At 47.8% G+C, this 24,776-nt stretch carries 17 protein-coding genes and 1 other RNA gene; 15 read left to right on the top strand and 3 right to left on the bottom strand.

The window, feature by feature from the left end; all coding sequences use genetic code 11:
* Positions 1-64: 64 nt before the first annotated feature.
* The 10 genes from OIN60_RS22320 to OIN60_RS22275 all read left to right on the top strand — a co-directional run bounded on the left by OIN60_RS22320 (position 65) and on the right by OIN60_RS22275 (position 12,024).
* A complete protein-coding gene (locus tag OIN60_RS22320) occupies positions 65-1,153 on the top strand; it encodes an RNA-guided endonuclease InsQ/TnpB family protein (protein ID WP_305757070.1) in 1,089 nt (362 codons plus the stop codon).
* A gap of 342 nt (positions 1,154-1,495) precedes the next feature.
* Positions 1,496-4,060 carry a ribonuclease R gene (gene rnr, locus OIN60_RS22315; protein ID WP_305757115.1) on the top strand — a complete coding sequence of 855 codons (2,565 nt, stop codon included), beginning with the start codon at positions 1,496-1,498 and terminating at the stop codon, positions 4,058-4,060.
* Between the two features lie 183 nt (positions 4,061-4,243).
* Positions 4,244-4,723 (top strand): SsrA-binding protein SmpB, encoded by a 480-nt coding sequence (smpB, locus tag OIN60_RS22310; protein ID WP_305757069.1) that lies wholly within the window; start codon positions 4,244-4,246, stop codon positions 4,721-4,723.
* Positions 4,724-4,980: 257 nt separating this feature from the next.
* Positions 4,981-5,344: a transfer-messenger RNA gene (gene ssrA, locus OIN60_RS22305) on the top strand.
* Between the two features lie 194 nt (positions 5,345-5,538).
* A complete protein-coding gene (locus OIN60_RS22300; RefSeq protein WP_305757068.1) occupies positions 5,539-6,225 on the top strand; it encodes a hypothetical protein in 687 nt (228 codons plus the stop codon).
* A gap of 53 nt (positions 6,226-6,278) precedes the next feature.
* Complete coding sequence (locus OIN60_RS22295; protein WP_305757067.1) at positions 6,279-9,038, top strand: AAA domain-containing protein; 2,760 nt, start codon at positions 6,279-6,281, stop codon at positions 9,036-9,038.
* Between the two features lie 165 nt (positions 9,039-9,203).
* On the top strand, positions 9,204-10,037 hold the full coding sequence (locus OIN60_RS22290; protein ID WP_305757066.1) for a hypothetical protein: 834 nt from the start codon (positions 9,204-9,206) through the stop codon (positions 10,035-10,037).
* Between the two features lie 179 nt (positions 10,038-10,216).
* A complete protein-coding gene (locus OIN60_RS22285; protein WP_305757065.1) occupies positions 10,217-10,741 on the top strand; it encodes a GNAT family N-acetyltransferase in 525 nt (174 codons plus the stop codon).
* Between the two features lie 28 nt (positions 10,742-10,769).
* Positions 10,770-11,240, top strand: a complete 471-nt coding sequence (locus OIN60_RS22280) for a hypothetical protein (protein ID WP_305757064.1) — start codon at positions 10,770-10,772, stop codon at positions 11,238-11,240.
* On the top strand, positions 11,233-12,024 hold the full coding sequence (locus OIN60_RS22275; RefSeq protein ID WP_305757063.1) for an RQC-minor-1 family DNA-binding protein: 792 nt from the start codon (positions 11,233-11,235) through the stop codon (positions 12,022-12,024). The genes OIN60_RS22280 and OIN60_RS22275 overlap by 8 nt, the downstream gene beginning before the upstream one ends.
* Before the next feature lie 100 nt (positions 12,025-12,124).
* On the opposite strand, the gene OIN60_RS22270 is transcribed toward OIN60_RS22275, so the two are convergent.
* Both OIN60_RS22270 and OIN60_RS22265 read right to left on the bottom strand, forming a co-directional pair.
* Positions 12,125-12,901: a pirin family protein gene (locus tag OIN60_RS22270; protein WP_305757114.1), complete on the bottom strand. Its 777-nt coding sequence runs from the start codon at positions 12,899-12,901 to the stop codon at positions 12,125-12,127.
* A gap of 6 nt (positions 12,902-12,907) precedes the next feature.
* Positions 12,908-13,372 carry a MarR family winged helix-turn-helix transcriptional regulator gene (locus OIN60_RS22265; RefSeq protein WP_305757062.1) on the bottom strand — a complete coding sequence of 155 codons (465 nt, stop codon included), beginning with the start codon at positions 13,370-13,372 and terminating at the stop codon, positions 12,908-12,910.
* Positions 13,373-13,625: 253 nt separating this feature from the next.
* Here OIN60_RS22265 and OIN60_RS22260 point away from each other — a divergent pair, with 253 nt between their 5' ends.
* Positions 13,626-16,325, top strand: coding sequence for an S-layer homology domain-containing protein (locus OIN60_RS22260; RefSeq protein WP_305757061.1), 2,700 nt, complete (start codon positions 13,626-13,628; stop codon positions 16,323-16,325).
* 547 nt (positions 16,326-16,872) lie between these two features.
* Positions 16,873-19,797 carry an S-layer homology domain-containing protein gene (locus OIN60_RS22255; protein ID WP_305757060.1) on the top strand — a complete coding sequence of 975 codons (2,925 nt, stop codon included), beginning with the start codon at positions 16,873-16,875 and terminating at the stop codon, positions 19,795-19,797.
* Between the two features lie 240 nt (positions 19,798-20,037).
* Here the strand turns inward: OIN60_RS22255 and OIN60_RS22250 are convergent, their stop codons facing one another.
* Positions 20,038-20,802: an ABC transporter ATP-binding protein gene (locus OIN60_RS22250; protein ID WP_305757059.1), complete on the bottom strand. Its 765-nt coding sequence runs from the start codon at positions 20,800-20,802 to the stop codon at positions 20,038-20,040.
* A 405-nt stretch (positions 20,803-21,207) separates the two neighbouring features.
* On the opposite strand from OIN60_RS22250, the gene OIN60_RS22245 reads away from it, so the two are divergent.
* From OIN60_RS22245 to OIN60_RS22235, 3 genes are all read left to right on the top strand, one after another.
* On the top strand, positions 21,208-22,308 hold the full coding sequence (locus OIN60_RS22245) for a glycosyl hydrolase (RefSeq protein ID WP_305757058.1): 1,101 nt from the start codon (positions 21,208-21,210) through the stop codon (positions 22,306-22,308).
* 23 nt (positions 22,309-22,331) lie between these two features.
* The gene (locus tag OIN60_RS22240) at positions 22,332-23,231 is read left to right on the top strand and encodes a GGDEF domain-containing protein (RefSeq protein WP_305757113.1); all 900 of its coding nucleotides are present in this window, start codon (positions 22,332-22,334) and stop codon (positions 23,229-23,231) included.
* A 156-nt stretch (positions 23,232-23,387) separates the two neighbouring features.
* Positions 23,388-24,686, top strand: coding sequence for a glycosyltransferase family 2 protein (locus tag OIN60_RS22235; RefSeq protein WP_305757057.1), 1,299 nt, complete (start codon positions 23,388-23,390; stop codon positions 24,684-24,686).
* The last annotated feature ends 90 nt before the right edge of the window (positions 24,687-24,776 follow it).

Below are 24,776 nucleotides of genomic sequence, written 5' to 3'. Positions count from 1 at the left end.
TTCCTAGTCGAATGTTTGTGTGATATAATGAGAATATATGTTCTCATTAAGGCGGTGACCCTTCGTGCAAATCACGTATCAATTTCGCCTCTACTCGACCCCCAAACAGGAAGAACTTATGATTCGAACGTTGATCTTGTGCCGGAAGCTGTACAATCGGGCGAAGGAGCAACGGGATACCGTCTACAACCAAGAGGGCAGAACCGTCACCTATGCCATGCAGCAAAATGAATTGCCCGCCTTCAAGAAGGAATTTCCCGAATACAAAGAAGTTCATTCGCAAGTGCTACAAGATTGCCTGCGGCGTTTGGATGATGCCTATCAGCGGTTCTTTCGCGGCGATGCGGGTTTTCCCCATTATAAGTCGGCCGACCGATACCTCTCCTTTACGTACCCTCAGCCTGGTGCGGTAGACAAGACTTTCGCCCGGGATGGATACGTCTATCTATCCAAAATCGGCTTTGTCCGCATGCGTACACATCGTCCGTTCGACCGGGCGAATGTGACCCAAATCAACGTGAAACGGCATGCAGACGGGTGGATGGTGGGGATCGGTGTGAACATAGAGGCAGCGGAAGCCGGCCAGACGGCGGAAACAGCCGTGGGCATCGACGTTGGGCTGCGCACGTTTGCGGCGCTGTCCGATGAGACGAAGGTGGACAACCCACGGCATCTGCGAAGAGCAGAGAAGCGGCTCAGACGCGCCCAGCAGCGGTTGTCCCGGAAAACGCGCGGTTCCCGCAACCGGCAGAAAGCCAAACAGAAGGTCGCGAACATCCACCAGAAAGTGGCGCGTCAGCGAAAAGATTTCTTGCACAAGCAATCGCATCGCATCGTTCAGGGACATGACCTGATTGCGGTGGAGCAGTTGAAAGTGAAGAACCTGATCCGCAACCGTCGGCTGTCCAAAAGCATCTCGGATGCCGGATGGCGAAGGTTCATCACGTATCTGTCGTATAAAGCGGCAAGACAGGGGAAGCGACTCGTAGAAGTGCCCGCCCACGGCACATCGCAAACCTGCATCTGCGGTGCGGATGTTCCCAAAACGTTGGTGATCCGGCTTCATGAATGCGAAGCATGCGGACTGGTGCAGGACAGAGACATCGTTTCGGCCCAGGTCATTTTGCAGCGGGCTTTGAGCATCGTAGCGTGATGGACTGAATACCGTAGGGAGGGTTTGCCCCGAACGGGATGCGTGTGCCGCATCGAACGCTTGTGGAGATCCAGTCAGACCTTTCCTACAGAAAGGCAGCGATCGTCGAAACAAGAAGCCCCTGCCTCTTCAGGCGGTGGGAACCTTCACATACTCAGGACTGTGTCAGAAATACATAATGAGCGATACTCTAACATAGTAAAGACAATTCTGAAACAGGGGCAGGGATGCCCAGGATTGAATCCGTGTATACTAGGGTATGAGTATACTAGGACTGGTTGTATCAAGACCGAATGAAATGGAAATGGGTTGAAAATTATAGGTCACCCGAGGTGGACAATGATGATAACTGAAGAACAAATACTTGAATTTATGCGGGATGCCGCGTATAAACCGATGACATATCAGGAGCTGGAGAAGCATTTCGGGATCGACAATGCCGGGGAGTTCAGAGAATTCCTCAAGCTGCTGAACTCGTTGGAGGAGAGTGGTAAGCTGCTGTTGAACAGCGGCAACCGATACGGGGTTCCAGAACGGATGAATCTGGTACGTGGACGCCTGCAGGCTCATGCCAAGGGTTTTGCTTTCCTGATCCCGGAGGATAGAGAGCATCCAGACGTCTACATCCATGCCAATGATCTCAAGGGGGCGATGAACGGGGACACCGTGCTGGTCCGTATCACGTCCAGAGGACATGCTGGTGGACGCCTGGAAGGTGAAGTGGTGCGGATCGTCGAGCGCGGCATTCTGCAGGTGGTCGGCGTGTTTCAAAGTCACGAGGTGTACGGCTTCGTGATTCCTGATGATAAACGGATTAATCGGGATATTTTTATTCCTCAGCCAAGCTTTCATGGAGCGGTCAACGGACAGAAGGTTGTTGTGCGGATTGTGAATTACCCGGAGGGGCGTGCGGCTGCAGAAGGCGAAATCATTGAAATTCTCGGACATAAGGATGACCCGGGCATAGATATTCTGTCTGTTATTCGCAAGCATCAACTGCCGGAATCTTTTCCGGAAGAGGTCATGGCGGAAGCGGAGGCGGCTCCGGATTCCATTACAGAGGATGAAATCGTTCGTCAGGGAAGACGGGATCTGCGCGGCAAAACGATTGTAACCATCGACGGGGAAGATGCAAAGGATCTGGACGATGCCGTCAATGTGGAGCGTCTGCCGAACGGAAACTACCTGCTAGGTGTTCATATCGCCGATGTCGGGTATTATGTGCGCGAGAATTCCAAGCTTGACCAGGAGGCGTATAACCGCGGATGCAGCGTGTATCTGGTGGACCGTGTCATCCCGATGCTTCCGCATCGTCTATCCAACGGGATCTGCTCTCTTAACCCGCAGGTGGACCGGCTGACCATGTCGTGTGAAATGGAATTCGATCTGGATATGAAGGTCGTGCGCCATGATGTTTTTACAAGTGTGATTAAAACAAAGGAACGGATGACCTATAGAAATGTCCGCCAAATCCTCGATGAAGAGGATCCGGAATTGATGGAGCGGTATAAGGAGCTGGTCGATACCTTCAAGCTGATGAAGGAGCTGGCCATGAAGCTGCGCAGCAACCGGATGAAGCGGGGAGCGGTCGATTTCGATTTCGACGAAGCGAAGGTCCTCGTGAATGAGGAAGGCAAGGCCGTCGATATTATCAAGCGGGAGCGTACCGTGGCCGAGCAGATTATCGAGGAGTTCATGCTGGCGGCGAATGAGACGGTGGCGGAGCATTTTCATTGGCTGAAGGTGCCGTTTATTTACCGGATTCACGAGGACCCGGATCAGGAGAAGCTGCAGAACTTTATGGCGTTTGCTGCCAACTTTGGCCACCAGATTAAAGGGCGTGGCAACTCGATTCATCCTCGTGCTCTGCAGACACTGCTGGAGGACATTCAAGGCACAAAGGAGCAGACCGTGCTGAGCACGATGATGCTGCGTTCAATGAAGCAGGCGAAGTATGACGCGGAGTCCACGGGCCACTTCGGACTTGCTGCGGAATTTTATTCGCACTTCACTTCTCCGATTCGCCGCTATCCCGATTTGGTCATCCACCGGGTGATCCGGGAAGTGCTGGAGAGCGGCGGAACGCTATCTCCGGAACGGCAGGAATATCTGGCCTCGCGCATGCAAGACATCGCCCAGCAGTCCTCCGAACGGGAGCGGGTCGCGGTGGATGCCGAGCGGGACGTGGAGCAGATGAAGAAAGCGGAGTATATGCTGGATAAGGTCGGGGAAGAGTTCGAGGGTATGATCAGCAGCGTCACGAGCTTTGGTATGTTTATTGAGCTGGAAAATACAGTTGAGGGTCTCATTCGGATGGGTGGATTAACGGACGACTACTACCATTTCGATGAGGCGCATATGGCTCTGATCGGTGAGCGTACCTCACGGGTATTCCGCATTGGGGACGAGGTTAAGGTGCGGGTATCACGCGTGAGCATGGAGGAGCACACCATCGACTTCGAACTGGTGGATATGAAGCCGCGCAGCGAGCGCGGACGGTCTGACTGGGGAGGCGGCTCAGGACGTCCAGGTGGACGCGGTAAGGGCGGCGGCCGTGGCGGTGCCGGTGCGGTGGCAGCCGTCAAGGAAGGAGGCCGCTCCGGGGGCAAGGCGGGCGGTAAAGGCAAACGGGGCGACAGTGGCGGTCGCTCCGATCGGGGTGGCGCTTCGGCTCCTGCGGTCAGCTTCGGGTTCGGAAGCGGCAAGGGTGGCTACAGCTCACCGGCTGCGGGTGGCAGCGGTGGTGGAAGCCGCCGCAAGAAGACAGCGGCGAGCGGCATCTTCATCGGTGAATCCACTGCACCGGGCAGTGAGAACGCTGGCCCGGTACGGCGCAAGCGTAAGAAGTCCAAAGGCGGCAGCGGCGGAAATGCGACGGCGACCTTCGTCCGTAAGAAGAAAAAGTAGCTGAAAAAGCCATGGGCAGGCAGTATAAGGAGCTTCGGGCAACAGCCTGTCACAAGGACAGGCTGTTTACCTTAGGGGATATACGGCCCGCCGTGCCGTATATCCTTGCTTTTGCCGAGCTGCATTTGCTACAATTAATATCTGGCTGCGCCAGCATGTTATTTTGTTAGAGGAGTGATCGTCATGGGTAAAAAAGCAGACGGGAAAGTGCTCGCCCAGAACAAGAAAGCTTCCCATGATTATTTTATTGAGGATACCTACGAAGCGGGCATGGTGCTGACAGGAACGGAGATCAAGTCAATACGCAACGGGCGTTCGAACATCAACGACGCATTTGCAACCATCCGTAACGGGGAAATTCATATTCATAATATGCATATTAGCCCGTTCGAGCAGGGCAATCGTCATAATCCTACCGACCCGACACGTACGCGCAAGCTGCTGCTGCACAAGGTGCAGATCAACAAGCTGCTGGGCCAGTCGAAGCAGGACGGCTACTCGATCGTTCCGTTGAAGATATATGTTCGCAACGGCTATGCGAAGCTGCTGCTTGGGATTGGTAAAGGTAAGAAACAGTATGACAAGCGTGAATCGGCGGCCAAACGAGATGCCCAACGAGACATCCAGCGAGCGCTGCGCGAGAAGCAAAAGGTTGCTCGTTAAGCAGATTTGGATGAACAGGAACATGCTGCTTGTACAGGTTCAGCCGACCTGAGTTGGGGTAAATTATATACGCTCAGTATAGCGTAATGTCTATATTTTGAGGCTGATGTATGGTACAATGAGGGAGTAGTGTTCTTATGAGCACTGCACCTTGATGCTTCTGAGTATCCTTCCTTTTTATGGAGGGGGAGGATGTGGGATAGATCAATGCTTATGCCCGGCCATGCCGGATCTAATCCAGGAGCCCTTTTAAATGAGGGGGCGTTTATGGATTCGACGGGGATAGTTCGAGCATGAGTAGCGGGTAGTGGGGACGCGTCCGCTTCATCAACGCTAAAGCCTATTAAACGGCAAACAAACAACTAACTACGCTGTAGCAGCTTAATAACCTGCACACGTGCTCTCGCTCTGTATCGCCCATGTACCGGGATGAGGGCCCAACTTTAGTGGGATACGCTGTCACATCTCCGCCTGGGGTGTGCTGAAGAAGACAATCAGGCTGACCCAACGTATAGCCGGTTACGGGGCGATACTCGGGTGACATCAAAACTGTGACTACACCCGTAGAAGCTTATGTGTCGTTATCTTCGGACAGGGGTTCGACTCCCCTCGCCTCCATTGCTAAAAACCCTGTACGTGATATCGGCATCAAAATGGTTAATACCCTTTGATGACTGGATTGCTACACGGTCAACGTATTTCTGAAGGACTTGCTTCTTTTCGTCTTCATCGTCGGAAAAGAGTGAGTTCTTTTTGTTTTCTAATATTTTAATAAGGAATTCTACAGCGTTTTCTCGATACAAGAAGAATATGATGTGTTTCATTTAAATCGAAGAATTGGTGCCATAGATAAAACCCCTGCCGTCGAGGTGGGAAATAACCTCATTCTTGCCGGAAAGCTTTGGGCTATCGAATCGATAGATCATAAAAAGGATAAGGTATATGTGATACCCGCCATTGCCGCGAAAAAACCTGTGTTTCTTGGATCTGGTGGGACAATTCATCAGAAGATTAGCGAGAAAATGCAGGAGGTGCTTTGCTCCAGTAATTCGTATTCCTATTTGAATGATGCTGCGACGCTAGAATTAAAAGGATTGCGTGAAATTTACGCTCAACTCGGTGTAATGCCAGATCAAAGAGTTGTTTTTTCTGGTAAGAATGAAACCTTGATTGAATTATTTGCAGGTACCGTGATCTCTAACACGTTGATGTGGATGATTAGAGCAATGGGAGTAGAACAAGTCACCACTACTGGGCTGGATCATATCAAGCTCGCAGGACGCCAGGAGGGTATACTCGAATTACTGGAGTCTATTTCAAATAGGCAATGGAACACTCAAGAATTGTGGGACATAACATTTCCCTATGAAATTTATAGAACGAAGTTTTCGTTTTATTTAAGCGAAGATCAACAGAAAGAGCTGCATGTATCAGCAATGGTGGATGTTGACAGGACGGTAGAGTTTTTGAGGGGAAAACAATTCATTTTATCCCGATGCTAAAACGAAAATGATAAGCAATGGGTAACAAAACATTAAAATCGGAAGGTATTTTTATGAACGAGGAACATTATTTAGTTTTAGTCAAGGGCAAGGACAAAACTACCGAGATTCAATCATACGAAGTCAGAGATACGGTAGTTTGGATCACTTATCAAGGATCTTTAAAAACATACCCGTATGCACTAAGGGATGTTATGTTTGTGCAGAACCCGATTATAACCGAGATTACCAATGCAATGGTGGTTTACCATAAGAATATCCCGCTTAATAATGTTAAACTCACAATAGATTTTGGGTCCAACATCAGAATAAAATTCAACAATAACACCAGTCGCGTATATGATACAGATTCGATTAGAATAGAGAGCAGCAGTGTAATGACAACTACAGCTAAGGCTATTATGTATTATTTAGAGACAGTTTCTCATCATACGCGCAGTACAGAAGAGGAAGCATTCCTGGAAAAGCAATATAAAAAGCTCTCTTTTATTAGTCCGAACAGTGTATTGAGTTCTTATCTAAATGGGGATCCGATAAAAGTAGAGTCTAAACCCGTTTCTCATACGATATTTCCGTTCAATTTTAATTTAAGTCAAAAGGAAGCACTGGATAGGGCAATGTGCAGTCAGATCTCCATTATTGAGGGCCCACCTGGCACTGGAAAGACACAAACCATCCTTAACATTTTAGCCAACCTTGTGGTTATGCAGAATAAGAAGGTAGCTGTTGTGTCAGGTAATAATGCCGCTGTCCAAAATGTGTGGGAAAAGATGACGGCAAAAGGTTATCAATTTCTTGTGGCTGCTCTAGGCAATGCGGAAAATAAGAAGAAGTTTTTTGATAATCCGCCTTATCAGGACGTAACTGCCTGGAAAAGTGAAATAGACGAAGGAGAACTGTTGAAACAGATTAAGGAAATTGATGTCGAGATTCAAAAGTTGATGGAATTGGAAAGGGATAAGGCCAAACTGCAACAGTTGTTATCTGCCTACCAGTTAGAATGGGAGCATTTCAATACTTATTATGCTAAGCAGGATGTTGAGCAAATTGGCAAACTATCGTTTTATCGCCAAACACCAGATAAAATCTTATCCTTCTTAGTAGACAATCATATAGCTGTGGAGCAAGGTAAAACTGACAGTATCCTTCATAAATTAAAACTATTATTAAGACATGGATTCATCAATTTTAAACGACTTAATAAGAATCGAGAGTTGGAAGTGATTTTAAATCTCCAAAGAAAATATTATGAGATGAAGATCGAGCAGTTGACTGAGCAAGTATCAGCTATTGAACGTGAACTGGATCAAAGCTCTTTTAAAACATTATTAATGCAGCATCAGCAATACTCAGAGAAATTGCTCCGTCATAAACTCTATCAGAAGTATCACGGCCATACGCCTATTAAGGAAACCGCCGACTCTTACATGAAGAATTTCGCCAAATTCTTGGAGCAATATCCTATAATGCTAAGCACGACACACTCTCTTCGAAATTGTGTGCCTAACAACTTTCTTTTTGATTACGTCATAATAGATGAATCTTCACAGGTTGATCTTTTGACAGCGGCGCTTGCTCTTTCCTGCTGCAAGAACGTTATTATTGTGGGTGATATAAAACAACTGCCTCAGATAGTTGACATGAGCATAGAGGAGAAATTAAATGGCGTCACAGTGGAAGAAGGTGGACCCTACGATTATTTCAGACACAATCTTTTGTCTTCTATGCTCAAGTTGTATGGGGATTCTATTCCTAAAGTCATGTTGAGGGAACATTACAGATGTCATCCCAAAATTATCGAATTTTGTAATAGGAAGTATTATGATGGGCAGCTTATAGCGTATACTACTGAACAGGAAGGGGACAGTCCCCTACTAATCTATCGGACAACTGCCGGAAATCATATGAGAGAACTGACACACGGTCAGAAAGGAAAGTTTAATCAACGAGAGCTTGATGTGATTAAACAAGAGGTGCTTGTGGACCTGAAGACAGCAGCGAGCAGGCATAATGATATTGGGTTTACTACTCCTTATCGAAAACAGGTTAATAAAGCGTCAGAACAGCTATCACAGACCATTGAATTTGACACCATACATAAATACCAAGGTCGTGAAAAGCCGATCATGATCATGTCGTCAGTACTAGATAGTTCTAAAGCGGGAAAAATGGGTCTGAGATTTGTCAATGATCCTTGTATGATCAATGTAGGGGTCTCCAGAGCTCAGCAAAAATTCATTCTGGTCACAGATCATTCTTTATTCCGTAAATATGGCAACGAAATTGGTGATTTGATTCGGTATATGGAGTATAGTACAGTCGATGACAACATAGTGGAGAGCGAGGTCGTATCTGTTTTTGATTTGCTGTACAAGGAATATTCAGACAAGTTAGAGGCATTTAAGAAGCGTATTACGCAAAAGTCGAAGTATGCGTCGGAGAATATCATGCGAACCTTGCTGAAGGATATATTGCACGAATCACCGTACAGTATGCTTGAAATAGGGACTCAAGTGTTTCTTGGAAACTTGTTTGTTCACTTGGACAAGCTTAAGGAAGAGGAACGCCGTTATATAAAAAATGGTGCTTCAGTTGATTTTGTTCTTTATAACAAGCTTGATAAATCTCCAGTTCTTGCAATCGAGGTTGATGGATTTGCCTTTCATGAAAACAATCTAAGGCAGCAAGAACGAGACCATTTGAAGGATAATATTTTTAAAGCCTATGGACTGCCTTTGCTTAGATTCCCTACAACAGGCAGTGGTGAAGAGCGGAGGATCAGGGTGGAGCTAGATGTGATTTTACGGAAATAACGGTGATTGTCTTATTCCTAAGTAAGTTAAGACAAAACAATTCATGCCAGCACGATCATCGATATGTGGGCGTCTGGGGACCTCGAAGAAAATGAACGTGAGTCTACGGAAGAACCGTGCCTAATTTTTATTAAGCATGGTTTTTTTATTGGAGGGGGTAGAATTTTGAAACATTCAGTGGAAGATATCTCGGAGCAAATAAAGGGCAGGATTGATGCGAAGTTTCCGGTATTATTGGCTCATTTAGCAGAGGAATTAGCGTATGATTTTATGTTCGCGCCTAAGTATAAGATTACTCACAGCTACGATCCACCGTGGGATTGTTCGGGTATGTTGATTCGGACAGATGAATCATTTTCAATGGATGATTATGCTAGTGTTGAAGATTTTTTTGAAGAATATACGGGTCAAACTACAGCTAGCTATACAAGTGGTATCGGTTTTTTACATAATAGATTTGAGGAAAAGTATGAAGATAAGATCAGGGAATTTGTTTCTGTATGTTACACTGAGGTTTTGTCTGAAATAGATGACAACCTGCTTTTGCAGCACTTGGTGGAAAGTGGATGTGATGTTGCGGGAGTAGATAAAGATGACATCATACAGACGGTCATGGATTACGAGCTTTTTGAAGAGCCATTCTGGTACGATTATGAAATTATTGAGCGTGTGAAGCCGATTAATTTCAAAATGATGGTTGCTCGTGGTAAAAATGAAGCCATAAAAAAATATCACGATCTATTGGAAAAACAAAGAGAAAAGATGGAAAGAATAAGTTTCGAAAGGGAAGGAGCACAGAAGCTTTGGAGTAAGCTCCAAAAACTGTTCAGATTGCAAAAGGGACAACCGCTCCACAAAATTGAAATGAAGGATTATAGCATGTTTCGGGAATTTTTGGATTATAACCAAATATCGATGGAAGAAAGGATTATCTTGGCTGAACATATGGGAGATAAATTTTCTAACAAAGTATGTATGTGCTTAAAAGAGGGCAAGTAACCCAACTATAGTGGGCGGAGGGTTACTCCGTCGGGTCTTCGCATGGTCAAATTGGAAGACGCAACGGAATCGGTTTTCTTGTTATAATAGATCGAATGAGCAGCGGTTTGGGCAGAAGCGTGTCACCACGACTCGCTCCAAAACAACTTAAACCGGACAATCGAGGAGGACATGATAATATGCAACTGACAATTGCTAGCTACAATGATCTCGACAACGTTGTTGAACTTGTCAATCAGGCGTATCGCGGCGCCTCGTTCCAAGGCTGGACGACAGAAGCCAATCTGATTGAAGGACCACGTGTCGACCGGCAAGCCCTTGTGCAAAATATCGAAACTGGATCAACAACAATTCTGCTCGCAAGGGACCAGGCATCCCATCAGGTTCAAGGATGTGTCGCTGTTCGCCCGACTGAAAACGAAGAGTGGTATCTGTCGATGCTGGCCGTCAGCCCGGTATCCCAAACTGCAGGACTCGGTAAATCGATCATGGCGGCCGCCGAGACATTTGTGGTCGAACGCGGCGCGCGCTCCCTGAAGATTTCGGTCATCGACGCCCGGGACGCGTTGATTGCTTGGTATGAGCGAAGAGGATATCAACGGACTGGAGAGATTGAGCCATTCCCCTATGACGATCCGAGCGTCGGTGTACCTCTTCGCGCTGATCTGACTTTGGTCACACTTCGAAAGCATTTGTGCGGCTGATGACTATCCCGAACCTCGAGTCAAAAGAATGAACAGGGAGAGACGGCTGCAATCGGCTGCAGCAAGTTGGATAAAAACTTATCATGGGAGTAGCTACATTCGTGGTTATCGCAAGCATTTTGGTGTTAACGCAGAGACGGCCATTACAGAACTCCGTATGCTGGGAGTACAGCTAAGCGATGATGCCGTCCGGAAGGCTAAAGAAAGTGAGCAGGCTGCAGCAAGAGAAAAACAGCTCCGTAAGGAAAAGAGGCGGAAACGCCAACAAGAGCCGCAAAGAGGCGAAGATTCTTGGTCTGACGAGACGTTTGCGTATATTGCCGGATATACGGGCTGGGGAGTTCCGTATGGTGTTACATGGGAGGAAATGGAGAGCTTTGCGGATCAGGAAAGTCTTTATGCTACGCTCCCACACCGGAATTGGGGGCAACAAGGTGGTATGGATAGTGGCAAGGATGCGACCGGGTTCATGATCGAGAGGCAGGAGGGCGATGAATAAAATGGGAGGAAACGGAAGAGCGCGGGTGCCAATGAAAAAACGCCTGACACCATTGCCGGAGCCTGAATTGCGGGCTATTTTGCGAGCAGCCGACGACATCATTGCCCAGGGCGGAAGGACGACGCTTGCGAAAATTTTGAAAGGCTCAAAGGAACAAAAGCTGCTGGAGCTTGGGTTAGATCAAAATCCTTCATACGGTTACTTTAAAGACCTTACATTAGAGCAAATCATGGATAAAGTGGATCAGATGATCCGGACCGATTTTCTGGAAACGGAGATGAGAGGCAAGTACCCTTTAATTGTATTTACTTCCCGTGGATGGGTGATCGAGAGGGAGAGACGGGCTGGGGAGTTCCTGCAAGAGTGGGATCGCTGGCTGGAGAATAACGTGACACCGCTTAGTATGGAGTATTTGAAGGAACGTAATCGAGGCGTGATCTTCTTGTTTTTGTACAAAATTTTATGCTCCAGGGATAAGAAGTATATTCCTTTTTTGGCGTTGTGGGAACGCATCGATTTCAAAAAAGTGCAGGCTGAAATTCGTCATGTGATCCAAGCGCTGCAACAGAGCGATGATATGGACGACGCGGGATGGGAGCGTTTATTGGCGGAGCGGGCCCAATCACTGATTATTCGTGTACAAGACCCCATTTTAATGGCATGCCAGTCCTGCGAAAGCCCTTTTATTTTGGATGAGACGAATCCGGAATATTACACGAGTGACGGTCTACGGTTTCCGGACAAGTGCTCGAACTGTATGGAAGGGCTTCATTATCATCGATAGCACCTCGGCTAAGCTGATTGGAGTTTTTTATTGCCGCGGCAAATTTGCCTGATGTCGGCACAACAGTCACGGAATCCGTTCGACGTAAGGGATAGAGCAATTACCGTTTGGGTTGAAGTGGGTAGCTTACGTTTGTCGGCACCTTGATCAGAATCAGCCGCAGGATGTCATCATGCGGATTTGTAATTTCAACTGATGTATCTGAATCCGCATATCCTACAATGAAATCCTTATGGCGAAAAGGGCTCTGTCGCTTCGATACGTCGGCTTCTCCCCATACTCCAGCCCCGCGAATAGCCAAAGCTGTCAAAGTATAGCCGCCCGGCACGGTATGCCCATATCGGGCTCCGCCGCTGATTTCAACATCCCACATTTCGGCATCGGCCACGAGGTTGATCGGGGAACCGCTGCCAATCACCGTTTTCACGCTATAGCCGGCTTCGTGGCTTTCTATCGAAAAATCTTCATGTTCATACTGGTGATATGTGGGCTTTCTCAGCATCGCTTCTGCCAAATAAGGCTCAAACCAGATTTGAAAAAACTCCGTATCCGCACTGAGCTGTTCCCGATGACTGACTCCCGAGCCGGTTTGCATGACCTGAACGCCGCCTGCGCCCACTGCGCTGTCCGTTCCCAGGGTATCTTTGTGAGAGGATTCGCCTTGTACGATATAGGTCATAATCTCGAAGCCTTCATGAGGATGCAGGCCGATCACGGCTTCCGCGCTTGAAGCTCCCCATGCCCAATAGAACAGGGGACCTACACGTTTGATAACCGACCCTTCGCCCGAAAAGCCGATCGGCTTTTGCTCTTTAATTTTCCCGCCGTCAAATTCGCCGCTTCCCTGCATGGCAGGGGTGTACACTCTTGGTTGCATCAATCATCAGCCTCCTTTGTTCGTATCTGACTTCACGCTTTTTCCTAATTTTTTGAGCAGTGCAATCGCCGCCTCCTGCTCATCCTGGGGCACGCCGCTCATTAAATGGTGAACTATTTCCGCATGTTCCGGGAAGATCCGGTTGAATAACTCGTCCCCGGCGTCGGTAATTTCGGCATAAATCACTCTGCGGTCTTCCCGGCAAGGAACGCGTCTTAACAGCAGCTTCTTCTCCAGCTTGTCGATATTGTAGGTAATGCTGCCGCTTGTCACTAATATTTTTCCCCCAATTTGCTGCAGGGGGATGCGCCGTTTCGTATACAGCACCTCCAGAATCATAAATTCGGAAGGGGATAAACCGTATTGTTTTATATCCTTTATAACCTGTTCTGAAATAGCCTTGTAGGCTTTGGAGAGAACAACGAATAACTTGAGTGAAGTGGCCTGAGCATCATTCAGTTGAAGAGGCATGACAATCACCAGCCTTAACGAAATCTCTTTATTAATAATCTTTATGTTGAGATAAATATAATGTGGGAATAGAAAATTGTCAACACCCTTAAGTGAAAAAAATGCTTAAAGTCCCTTTTTTAAAAAGCGAATAAAAGGCCCTATTGCAGCTTGTAGAGATTTTGTAGAGTTTTTGTAGAGATTAGATTGTTAGAATATGAAGTACGGAAAATGTAGAAAAATGACGAAAGTGTTTTAGGAAGGGGCAGAAACTGTGGTTGTGAAATTGAAGGATCATAAGAAGAAATTATATTTGCCGCTATCAATCCTGATTGCTGCACAGACCTTTGGCTTTGCCCCCGCATCTCACGCGGCGACTGCGGAGGTCAATCTGCTTACAAATGGCAGTTTTGAAGCGCCGGCTTATCCAGGTAGCTGGAACATCGTGGACGAATCTGATCCGACTGTAGCATGGAAAACATCTGCGACAGACAACAAAATGGAAATATGGTCACATTCAAATGAGGGAGTATCTGCATATGAAGGATATCAACATGCAGAGTTGAACGCCTATCAAGAGTCAACCTTGTATCAGGATGTCAAGACAACACCTGGTCAAGTGCTGGTCTGGCATTTGGCCCACAGAGGGAATACAGGCACAGATGTGATGAAGCTGCAGGTGGGAGCCCCGGGTAATTTCACACAGCCGACTGGAGAAACGACGTTATCCGCACCAGAAATCAGCGGTGCTAATATTACCTATACGAAGACAACTGGCTCAGGAACGTCGACACTGACCAGCCCGTATTCGAATTCGTTTACGATGTCTGACGAAAATACGGAGTGGGGTTACTATACAGGTTACTATGTTGTGCCTGAAGGTCAAGCAACGACCCGCTTTGCTTTCACAGCCGTATCTTCTGCTGGAGGCGGTGCCAACGTTGGGAACTTCCTGGATGATGTTTTCTTTGGCACGGCTGGAGCTCCGCCTGTTGCAACGGATGTAAACATCACAGGCACTACTGAGGCAGGACAAACATTAACGGGAAGTTATACCTACTCGGATGAAGATGGCGATGTAGAAAGCGTAACCGGATCGGTATATCAATGGTATAGCGGCAGCAAAAGCGACGGCAGCGATAAGACACCGATTGTCGGAGCAACAGACTTGACCTATGCGATTACCGACGCGGAGATTGGCAAGTATCTGTTCTTTGAAGTAACGCCAAAGGCGCAGACAGGTATGCCGTCAGGCGTTCCGGTTGTAAGCCCAGGGCTGGCCATCGTGGACAAACAAGCGCTCGGTGGCCTGGAAGTGACTGGCGCTGATGGTAATCCGGTTGTGCTTTCTCCGGCGTTTGATGAGAATGTGCTGAATTACACTGCAACCACTGCAACGTACAGCGTATATCTCACACCAACACTGGACTCGATCGCAGGTCTTGATCCGAACGCCAAGATTGAGATTTCCCTCAATGATGGCGAATGGTTTGATGCGAAAAGCGGTGCAGCAACGGATGACCTGCCACTGAATGAAGGCAAAAACACGATTCAAGTGAAGGTAACGGTGAACGGTAGAGAAACTTTGTACACGCTCACCATTTTCAGAGGAACCACTGTGATAGATGACAACGACGATGATGACGATGACGACGACAATAACAGCAACACCGGAGGTGGCGGTGGCACGACTTCACCGGCTCCAGTTACACCGGAAGCTCCAAAGGCTGATTTGGACGTTACCCTGAATGGCAACGAAAATCCATTCGCAACAGGCACAACTTTGACTTCAAATGGTCGTACTGTAACGTCGGCTAAAGTGGACCAAGACAAGCTGACCGATGCTGTATCCCAAGGTACAGGTCAGGACTTGGTAATTCACTCGCCGAATGAAGGCGATATGACGGTAGAAGGCTTGACGGCCGATACACTTAAAAAGCTGTCCGATAAGGGAGCAAGTCTGGAAATCAGCAACCTGCTGGCGATTTATCCGATTCCAGTCGGAAAAATCAACCTGTCTGCGGTGGCTGACCAATTGGGCAATGCTGAACTGGGCGACATTGCAGTCCGCATCGACATTAAACGCGCTGCGGAAGATGTCATCGCATCTGCGAAGAGCAAAGCAGCAGCAGAAGGCTATGAACTGCTGGTTGACCCAGTCGACCTGGATATGACCTTTAGCAATGGCGGACAAACGGTAAGAGCCGGTCAACTGAACGGCTACGCAGTGAAGTATATCGCTCTGCCGGAAGGTGTTGATCCGAACCGCATTACGACAGGTGTCGTGGTGAATCCGGACGGCAGCGTATATCACCTGCCAACCGTTGTAACGAAGATCAACGACCGTTATTTTGCACAAATCAACGATCTGCGCAGCAGTGGTATCTACTCTGTCATCTGGAATCCACAGGATTTCGCTGATGTGAGAACCCACTGGGGTAAAGAGGATGTCAACAACATTTCGGCAAGACTGGATCTGAAGGGCAACGGGAACAATACGTTCGCGCCGAACCGCAGTGTAACACGTTCCGAGTTTTCGGAAATCGCGGTTCTCGGTCTCGGTCTGATGCGCCAGGAATCCCTGCAGATGAACTTCCCGGATGTTCCGGCATCGGCGTGGTATAAAAATGCAGTCGCAATTGCGGATGAATTTGATATCGTGCGTGGTTATAACGATGGCAACTTCTACGGCGACAAGCAGATTACGAGAGAAGAAAGCTTCGCCATCATTGCTCGTGCGTATCGCTTGATCCAATCCGAGAAGGCGGCTGGTCAGGATACTTCCGTACTGTCGCAATACAAAGATGGGGCGAAGGTATCAAACTGGGCGAAAGCGGATGTAGCGCAATTGATCCAGGCAGGCATCATCGAGGGCAATGGTGCTGTGCTCAACCCGCAAGGCACGGTAACACGTGCGGAAGTGACGGCACTGATCGCAAGATTGCTTAAAACTACTAATTTCATCGACAAATAAGCAAGTTGTTTCAAAAGGGCCTCAATCTTCACAATCTAGTGGAATTCGAGGTCCTTTTGTGTTGGAGATTGGAATGTTCCCATGTTATGTGGACTCTTTTGGGACAGCTTCTTTTGTTGAGAGTGAATTTGCCTATGAGCGTCTTTTCGGTTTGTTGAGATTTTGTAGAGGTAGGACCGTTAAACTATGAGTTATTAAAGATGTTGGAATTTGACGAAAACAGAATGTCTCAGATTTCAACAAAAGGAGATTGTGTAACGGTGACAGCCTGTTTGCAATCCCGGCTCAAGAAGGCTATGTGAAGTTAATTGACGAGTAAAGGGGGACCGGGGAAAGAGCAAACATTACCCTTGCAAAATATTTGAAAAGGGATTGGGGAAAAAGAACGGGTTTAAACCAAATATTAGACAATAATACATCCGATGAAAAAGGGAGGAATCTGCTAACAGAAAGAAGCTGCAATATAGAATCCCTATAGGCTTTCGTTAGCGGGAATAAATTGAAATTAAACAATCGAAGAATATTGTCTTTGCTAGTGGCAATCGTTATGGTATTGACGATACTGCCATTTCATCCGTCACAAGTCAGAGCAGCGGATGCACTGACATTTGATCCTGGTACTCCTGTTCGAGTATCCGAATTGACCTATCAGCTTTCAGATGCAAAATTTGAAAGAACAGGTGCAGTTCATGCAGCGGGTGGATACTTCACCGTGGCTGTAAATAACGGTTCGGTTGATGTCGGAACGCTTGCCAGCGGTATTACCGAGTTGACGAATGGTATAAAAATCAGCGGGATTTCCACTGACAAATCTACAGCTACCAATCGGATATTCAATTTTACAAGCTCCAATACCTATGAAGATATCCAGGCAGCAATTCAAAGTATGACATTTAAGCAAGATTCAGGGCAAACGCAAAAGGTCACAGTAAACGTAGTGCCAGGGGCACCGTTGAGTGATGGGAAAACATCTGCGCGCGCTTATGATGGGCGTTATTTTGTATACGTGGCAAGACAGAGCAGCATGACTTTTAAGGATGCTGTGACGACTGCAACAGCCAATAACGGGCATCTTGTGGAGCCGACAGCAAGTAATCCTGCGGAAATGTTGGCCATCGCCAGCATGTTTAAAGAATTTAAGACTCCCTTCTCGGGTGGCTGGAACTTTATTAGCTTTATAGGTGCTACTAAAACTAAGGCTCCCAATTGGGACACTGGTAATAATCTTCCAACCATTTATGTAACAAAAAATCAGTACACAGGTCTTGAGTCGTCGGCTAAATATACATTTAATGGAGCCGACTACGTCCACCTTACACTTCTACTGGACACCGATAATACGGATATACGTTACTTAGGCGTAAACAATACGCATGGCGGCACTAGCGCCTATAAAGATCCGGGAGTTATCGTTGAGTACAATTCCGATTTCACAAGTGACTTCATCACGGCAACAACGGAAGTGGGCGTACTGGAAGGGTCCCTCTTAAAGGAACTGCAATTAAAGAACGAGGACGGCTCCGGGATCGATCTGGCTCCGGGCTTTGATCCAAACCAAGATCACTACACAGCTAATGTACCGAACGATGTGTACAACATCAGCATTAACCCGGCTGCACAGTATCCGGAAGATACAGAGGTACGGGTTAACCTGAATGGTAAAGAGGTCGCTGCGGGCGACTGGGACAACCTTCCGCTTGAGGAAGGCAAGAATATCGTGACCGTTGGGGTCTATGACAAGAACGGAAACCTTTTGAGCGAGTACACGATTGAAATTGCTCGTGAAAAAGCGAGCACCAACGGCAAGCTGACTTCGCTTGTTCCATCTACAGGAAGCCTGAATCCGGCATTTGATCCGGAACGGACATCTTACACCATGAGCGTGGGCTCCAGTGTGTATCAGATGCAGTTCACCCCAACGACGCTGAATCCAAATGCCAAGATCGAGATCCAGGTGAATGGTGGTGACTGGCAGGAAGTAACCAGCGGCAGCCTCAGCGGTGATCTTGCGTTGAATATCGGTGCCAATACCGTTGTTGTTCGTGTAACCGAAGAAGACGGCCAGTATAAAGACTATACGCTGACGGTTTACAGAGGAACCAGCGTCAGCGATAACGACGACGATGATGACGATGACGACAACGGCGGCAATAACGGAGGCGGAGGTGGCGGAACACCACCAACAACGCCAGAGAAACCTGAAACTCCGGAGAATCCGAAGGCTGATCTGGATGTTACCTTGAATGGCAACGAAAATCCGTTCGCAACCGGCACAACCTCGACTTCAGACGGTCGCACCGTAACATCGATTAAGGTAGATCAAGACAAGCTGACCGATGCCATAACGGAAGGTACAGGCCAGGATTTGGCGATTCACTCACCGAATGAAGGCGACCTGAAGGTAGAAGGTTTGACGGCAGAAAACCTTAAGCAACTGGCAGATAAGGGAGCAAGCCTGGAAATCAGCAACCTGCTGGCGATCTATCCAGTGCCTGTTGGAAAAATGAATCTGTCTGCTGTGGCTGATCAATTGAACAACGCTGCGCTAAGCGATATTGCAGTTCGTATTGACATTAAGCGTGCTGCAGAAGACGTGATTGCGTCCGCGAAGAGCAAGGCAACAGCGGCAGGTTACGAGCTGCTGGTAGATCCAGTGGATCTGGATCTGACATTTAGCAATGACGGAAAGACTGTAGGATCTGGCCAACTGAACGGATATGCCGTGAAATATATCGCTCTGCCAGCAGGCGTCGATCCAAACCGGATTACGACTGGTGTGGTGGTGAACCCGGACGGCAGCGTCTATCATGTGCCGACGGTTGTAACGAAAATCAACGACCGTTATTTTGCACAAATTAACGATCTGCGCAGCAGCGGCATCTACTCTGTTATCTGGAACCCGCAGGATTTTGCTGATGTGAGATCCCATTGGGGTCAAGCGGATGTTAATAACATCGCTGCAAGACTGGATCTGAAAGGGAACGGGAACAACACGTTCGCGCCAGACCGCAGTGTAACACGTTCCGAGTTCGCGGAGATCGTGGTGATCGGCTTGGGTCTGATGCGTCCAGAAGCAGCACAATCCAGCTTTGCTGATGTACCAGCATCTGCATGGTATGGTAAAGCAGTAGCCATTGCTGATGAATTTGATATCGTGCGTGGTTATAAGGACGGCAGCTTCTACGGCGACAAGCAAATTACGAGAGAACAAGGGTTTGCAATGATCGCCCGCGCGTACCGTTTGATCCAATCCGAGGATGCGGCAGGTCAGGATATTTCTGCACTGGCTCAATATAAAGATGGGGTGAAGGTATCGAACTGGGCCAAAGCGGATGTGGCGCAGTTGATTGACGCAGGAATCATTCAAGGCAATGGTCCTAAGATGCTCAACCCGCAAGCTACAATTACGCGTGCGGAAGCAACAGCAATGATCGCAAGAATGCTGAAGCTGACCAATTTGATCGACAAATAAGAAGGAATTAATACAACAACCATCGATGGCCTAACTGCCGTCAATGGTTGTTTCTTCATCTATAAATAACCAAAAGAACTGGTTTAGGTAGGGACGTGCACGCAGCAGCGGAGAGAACGAAGCAATTCCGGAAAAGCGGAGCGCTCGCCTTTGGCTCGGAGGGTCAACAGCGATTGTAGGAATGCTTCGTTCCCGGAGCGTCTCAGAGCATGGAAAGGGAGCTTTCGGTCACAGGGCTGCTCAATAGGTTTCCAAATAAGCGATTCCCAGGCCGCCGGTTACGGGATTGCGGTAGATCTCGCAGTTCACGTCGAATACTCGCCCGATCAGTTCCTTCGTTAAAATCTCCTCAGGAATTCCGCTCGCGATCACTTCGCCCTTCTTCATCATATATAAGTAGTCGCAGTACTCTGCGGCCAATGTAAGATCATGAAGCGCCGCCAGGATGCCAATGTTTAACTTGCGCACAATATTCAGAATTTGCAGTTGATACTTGATGTCCAGGTGATTGGTGGGTTCGTCCAAAATCAGAAATTCCGGCTGCTGTGCAAGCACGCGTGCCAGAATGACCCGCTGCTTCTCGCCACCGGACAAAGAATTATAGCTGCGGCTCGCGTAGGCTGCCAGATTTACTTTGTGCAGGGCTTCATCCACGATGCTGTAATCCTTGTCATTGTCGGTTTCCAGCAAGCCCTTGTGCGGGGTTCTGCCCATCATCACCATCTCACGTACGGTGAAATCGAAGCTCAGCTCGTTAAACTGCCCGACAACACCGAGCTTTTTGGATACTTCCTTGGGACTTGACTTGATGAGGTCCGTATCGGCTAAGAACACTTCACCACGCGGTTTGATCACTTTATAAATGCTTTTGAGCAAGGTGGATTTGCCACAGCCGTTAGGACCGATCAGGCCGACGAACTGCTTGCTTTTCACTTTCAGGGAAACATCCTTCACGATATCCGCATCGGAGAACGAGACGGATAAATGCCGGGCGTTCAGTTCCATTGTCATTTGCCTCCAAACGAAATCAACATTGGGTGTACATGAATTTAAATATAACCTATATGCCCTGTCCCGTGAATAAACTAAACGGGTCAAGACCAAAGAAGCAGAAAGCAGCTATCCATATATGCCGGGATAGCTGCTTTTGTGGGTCTAGGGACAGGCTTGTAGAGATTTTGTAGAGGGTGAACCGCTAAACTATAGATGCAAGCTGCAGAAATGTAGGAGTTCCCTACTACAACCATTGACGGCTCGAGGGTCGTCGGTGGTTGGTTTTTTTATTTTTTCACAAAAAAGAAAGACATAGGAAAGGATTGTGTATGGTATATTCCTGCCACTTGTGCTTCAATAGGTAGTATGGCCTAAAAAAAAGAAGATCTCATGCACAGATTCATCAGAGGTGACTACATGTATAAAAGACTCTCAGGATATGCGCTTACCCTACTAGCAGTGCTTCTTATTGGCGGCGGTATTGCCTCTATGATGTATGGGAAGGAAACCATGCGGAAATCTCCGAATTCATCCACGGAACAGTTTATCGAACAGCACATGATCAATACGAATGGTACATTAGCAAGCTACCTTCAGGACGGAACGTCTACGGTACCGGAGATCGCTGCGGGAAGAGAGGCGCTCTCGGAATCGCTTGGCTTGTGGATGCAGTATGCTTTGCTGAGACAGGACAAGCCCCTGTTTGACCGCAGCTATGACGTGTTAAAGGAACGGTTCATCATGCCGGAGGGTTATATTGCCTGGAAGCTGGCAGAGGACGGGAAATCGAATGTGCACACCAATGCGCTAGGCGATGATTTCCGGATTATCGATGCCTTATGGAAGGCAGCGGATCAATGGAATGAGGAGAGCTACCGGGTGACGGCGGATGAGCTGACAGGAACGCTTGTCGCATCAGCGATGAGGGAGGGATGGTTTGTTGATTATCATGACTTCTCACGCAACGAGTCGTCATCTGCCCTTAGCCTCGCCTACCTGGACATGTCCGCATTATCGAACATGACCCGAAACGGAGTGCTGGAGCCGTCTGTGTATGAGCGTCATAAGAAGCTGCTGACGGATATGCCGGATGACGGCCTCTTTTATCCAAAATCATATCAAATCGATCAGAAAACCTATATTTATGATGACTCGGTCAACCTGATCGACCAGTTGCTCGTCGCTTTGAACGGTGCGGAAATCGGCCGCACCTCCGATAAGCTTGTCACGTTTCTTAAGACCGAGTTCGAGCAGAGGCATCGAATCATAGGACGCTACAACAGAGATACAAGGCAGCCCGATGCCGCCTATGAATCTCCTTCCGTCTATGCTCTTGCCATTTTGCTGGCATTAAAATCAGGCGACACGGAATTTGCCCGTCAGTTGGATGAGCGTATGCTGGCATTTCGCGGTCAGGATGCGGATTATCCCGGAGGGTATGTGTTCAGCAAGGATACGCATATCTTTGACAATCTGTTTCCTCTCATTGCAGAAGAATCAGTTCAAGAAAATCAATAATTATAGAATGTGCAGGTGACATGATGATAGCGGAAAGAATGACTCAGATGAAAAGCAAGACGCCCCTGCAGGGCGTGAAATGGGGATACATACTGTTGATTGTGATTGCTCTGCTGCAGGAGCAGTTTGTCTTTTTGGATATTTATCTGACCCAAACCTATACGGCGCTGGATTTGCTTTTTAATGCGGCGATTCTAGTAGCTCTGATTGTCGGCTTGCTGCTGCCGATCGGGGTGTCGGTGGTGGGTATATTTGTGTTTTTCGTCATCTATTTGGTATGGATCGCTACCTACGCACCAGCGGAGGCTCTGGTCATTTCTACGATTCTGCTGATCCCTGCCAATGTACTCGTGGCGGCCCTTATTAAAACGTATCTGATCCGGAGCATCCGGCTCATGGAACGCTTGGAGGAGCTGGAGCAGAAAAATCCGCAAATTGACCCGCATACTACATTGGGGAACAAAGAAGCATTCACCGATGCGATCGTCAAACAGTCCAATCTGGCCCGCAGGCACCCGGACAGGTACGGATTCTGCATCGCCATGTTCAAAATTGATTTTTTGCCGCTTGTTCAGGAGTCTCTAGGTTCAGAGGGCTACTCATCGCTTCTCCTCGAATTGTCCGACACCATTCAGAAGCAGCTTCGCTATGAGGATTATAAGTTTTTTATAGACAATGGCCGCTTTGTCATTATCTGTCCGATGACCCCTTCGGAATTTTTGGAATCTCTGACGAATCGAATCAAGCAGGCGATGATGGAAGTTCCTTTTACGGATTTGAAAAGCGGGCCGCTCAAGCTGGTGGTCCGCTCGGGCGCTCTTGTATTTCAGCCCGAACAGTTCGGCAAGTATGAGCATATTGACGGCGTGATTAGCGCTTTGGAAAGGAATACGGAGACAGACCTTATTGGAGAGTATATTTAAGGGAAGAGGTTAGACAGATGGTAAGCTACTTGGATTGGTTCATCCCTTTATGTATTATTGTCAGTTCTTTTTTTACGGCTACCATATTGGTTCTGACGGTGGCCACACTGGTCTTTCGGGCACAAGTGAATCGCAAATACGATCGGGGGAGACCAAGTGACTGATTTTGTACTTCTTGTAACTATTATAAGTATTTGGATTGCGGTGTTGGAGGCCATTGTTATTATGTCGGGGGCCATCCGCTTTTTGATCCGGCAGAGCCGGACGAAGTTTGTCATTCCGGAAAATATGGACGATTTTCCTACGGTCACGGTGCTTGTGCCAGCGCATAATGAAGATCTGGTTATAGCGATCACAGCGGAACATATTCTGCGCTTGAATTATCCGGAGGATAAAGTGCAGATTATTGTGATCGCGGATAACTGCACAGACCGGACGGCGGACAAGCTGAGAGACTTGAAGAACAGATCCAGCTATAAGCACCGCGATTTCATGATTATGGAGCGTACCGGAACAGGCGGTAAATCGGGAGCATTGAATGATGCGCTGAAGCTGGCCACGGGAGATTGGATCTGTGTGTACGATGCCGATGCGGCGCCGGAACGGAACGCCCTGCAGTTCCTGATACAGAAGGCGCTGGAAAAGCCCGATTTATATGGAGCAGTATTCGGCCGCAACAAGGCTCGTAACCGGGGCCAGAACTTCCTGTCCAAATGTATTAATCAGGAGCTCGTTACGATTCAGCGGGTGCATCATACCGGACTGTGGGAGCTGTTCAAGATCGGCACGATTCCGGGTACGAATTTTATCGTAAAGACAAATCTTATGCGTGAAATTGGCGGCTGGGATGAAGATGCCATTACGGAGGATACCGCGGTATCCTTTGAAATCATGAAAAAAGGCCAGTTAATTGCGTTGGCTCCGCAGGCCGAGGCGTATCAGCAGGAGCCAGAGAAGCTCAGTGTTTATATGAAGCAGCGCGGGCGTTGGTCCAAAGGCAATTTTCACGTTATCATGGACAACTTCCATCATTTATTTAACAAATCTAGCTGGCGTATCAAGCTGCACGTCATGTATTATGCCGCTAGTTATTTCTGGTTCATGCTGGCAATTGTGATCTCGGATATCATTTTCGTCGCCAATATTGTCTATCAGATTGTTCACTTGTTCATGCCAGACGTGTCGACACCGTTCCAATTCGCAGGGGATGTCTATGTCTATCTGGTTGTGGCGTGGGCCTTGATGTATTTTATCTACGTGCTGCAGATCAATCTGGCGCTCGCGTCGGATATTGGACAGAGCAATACGGAAAATTTCATAATTTCGTGTCTTTCTTATTTCACCTATGCCCAGTTGTTCCTGATCATTTCCGTGAAGGCCTTCGGGTCCATCATTCTGGACAAGATCGCGGGACGGCAAAGCAATAAATGGTATAAAACACAGCGCTTCGGTTGAAGCTGCTCCGATATTTCGACATCCTTTTACAAAAGACGTCATATATTTTACCTTTCTAAAACACAGCGCTAACAGCGGTTTGATAAAGTG

This window comes from Paenibacillus zeirhizosphaerae (genome assembly GCF_030705605.1).
GTDB lineage: Bacteria > Bacillota > Bacilli > Paenibacillales > Paenibacillaceae > Paenibacillus > Paenibacillus zeirhizosphaerae.
This window is presented reverse-complemented; position numbering and strand designations above follow the sequence as displayed.

Bases quoted from the DNA above. Each gene is read 5' to 3' on its own strand.
- OIN60_RS22265 (WP_305757062.1), bottom strand. From the start codon at position 13,372: ATGCCTCTTCAACTGAATGATGCTCAGGCCACTTCACTCAAGTTATTC.
- rnr (WP_305757115.1), top strand. From the start codon at position 1,496: ATGATAACTGAAGAACAAATACTTGAATTTATGCGGGATGCCGCGTAT.
- OIN60_RS22240 (WP_305757113.1), top strand. From the start codon at position 22,332: ATGATAGCGGAAAGAATGACTCAGATGAAAAGCAAGACGCCCCTGCAG.
- OIN60_RS22275 (WP_305757063.1), top strand. From the start codon at position 11,233: ATGAATAAAATGGGAGGAAACGGAAGAGCGCGGGTGCCAATGAAAAAA.
- OIN60_RS22255 (WP_305757060.1), top strand. From the start codon at position 16,873: ATGGTATTGACGATACTGCCATTTCATCCGTCACAAGTCAGAGCAGCG.
- OIN60_RS22250 (WP_305757059.1), bottom strand. From the start codon at position 20,802: ATGGAACTGAACGCCCGGCATTTATCCGTCTCGTTCTCCGATGCGGAT.
- OIN60_RS22285 (WP_305757065.1), top strand. From the start codon at position 10,217: ATGCAACTGACAATTGCTAGCTACAATGATCTCGACAACGTTGTTGAA.
- OIN60_RS22295 (WP_305757067.1), top strand. From the start codon at position 6,279: ATGAACGAGGAACATTATTTAGTTTTAGTCAAGGGCAAGGACAAAACT.
- OIN60_RS22280 (WP_305757064.1), top strand. From the start codon at position 10,770: ATGAACAGGGAGAGACGGCTGCAATCGGCTGCAGCAAGTTGGATAAAA.
- OIN60_RS22270 (WP_305757114.1), bottom strand. From the start codon at position 12,901: ATGCAACCAAGAGTGTACACCCCTGCCATGCAGGGAAGCGGCGAATTT.
- OIN60_RS22245 (WP_305757058.1), top strand. From the start codon at position 21,208: ATGTATAAAAGACTCTCAGGATATGCGCTTACCCTACTAGCAGTGCTT.
- smpB (WP_305757069.1), top strand. From the start codon at position 4,244: ATGGGTAAAAAAGCAGACGGGAAAGTGCTCGCCCAGAACAAGAAAGCT.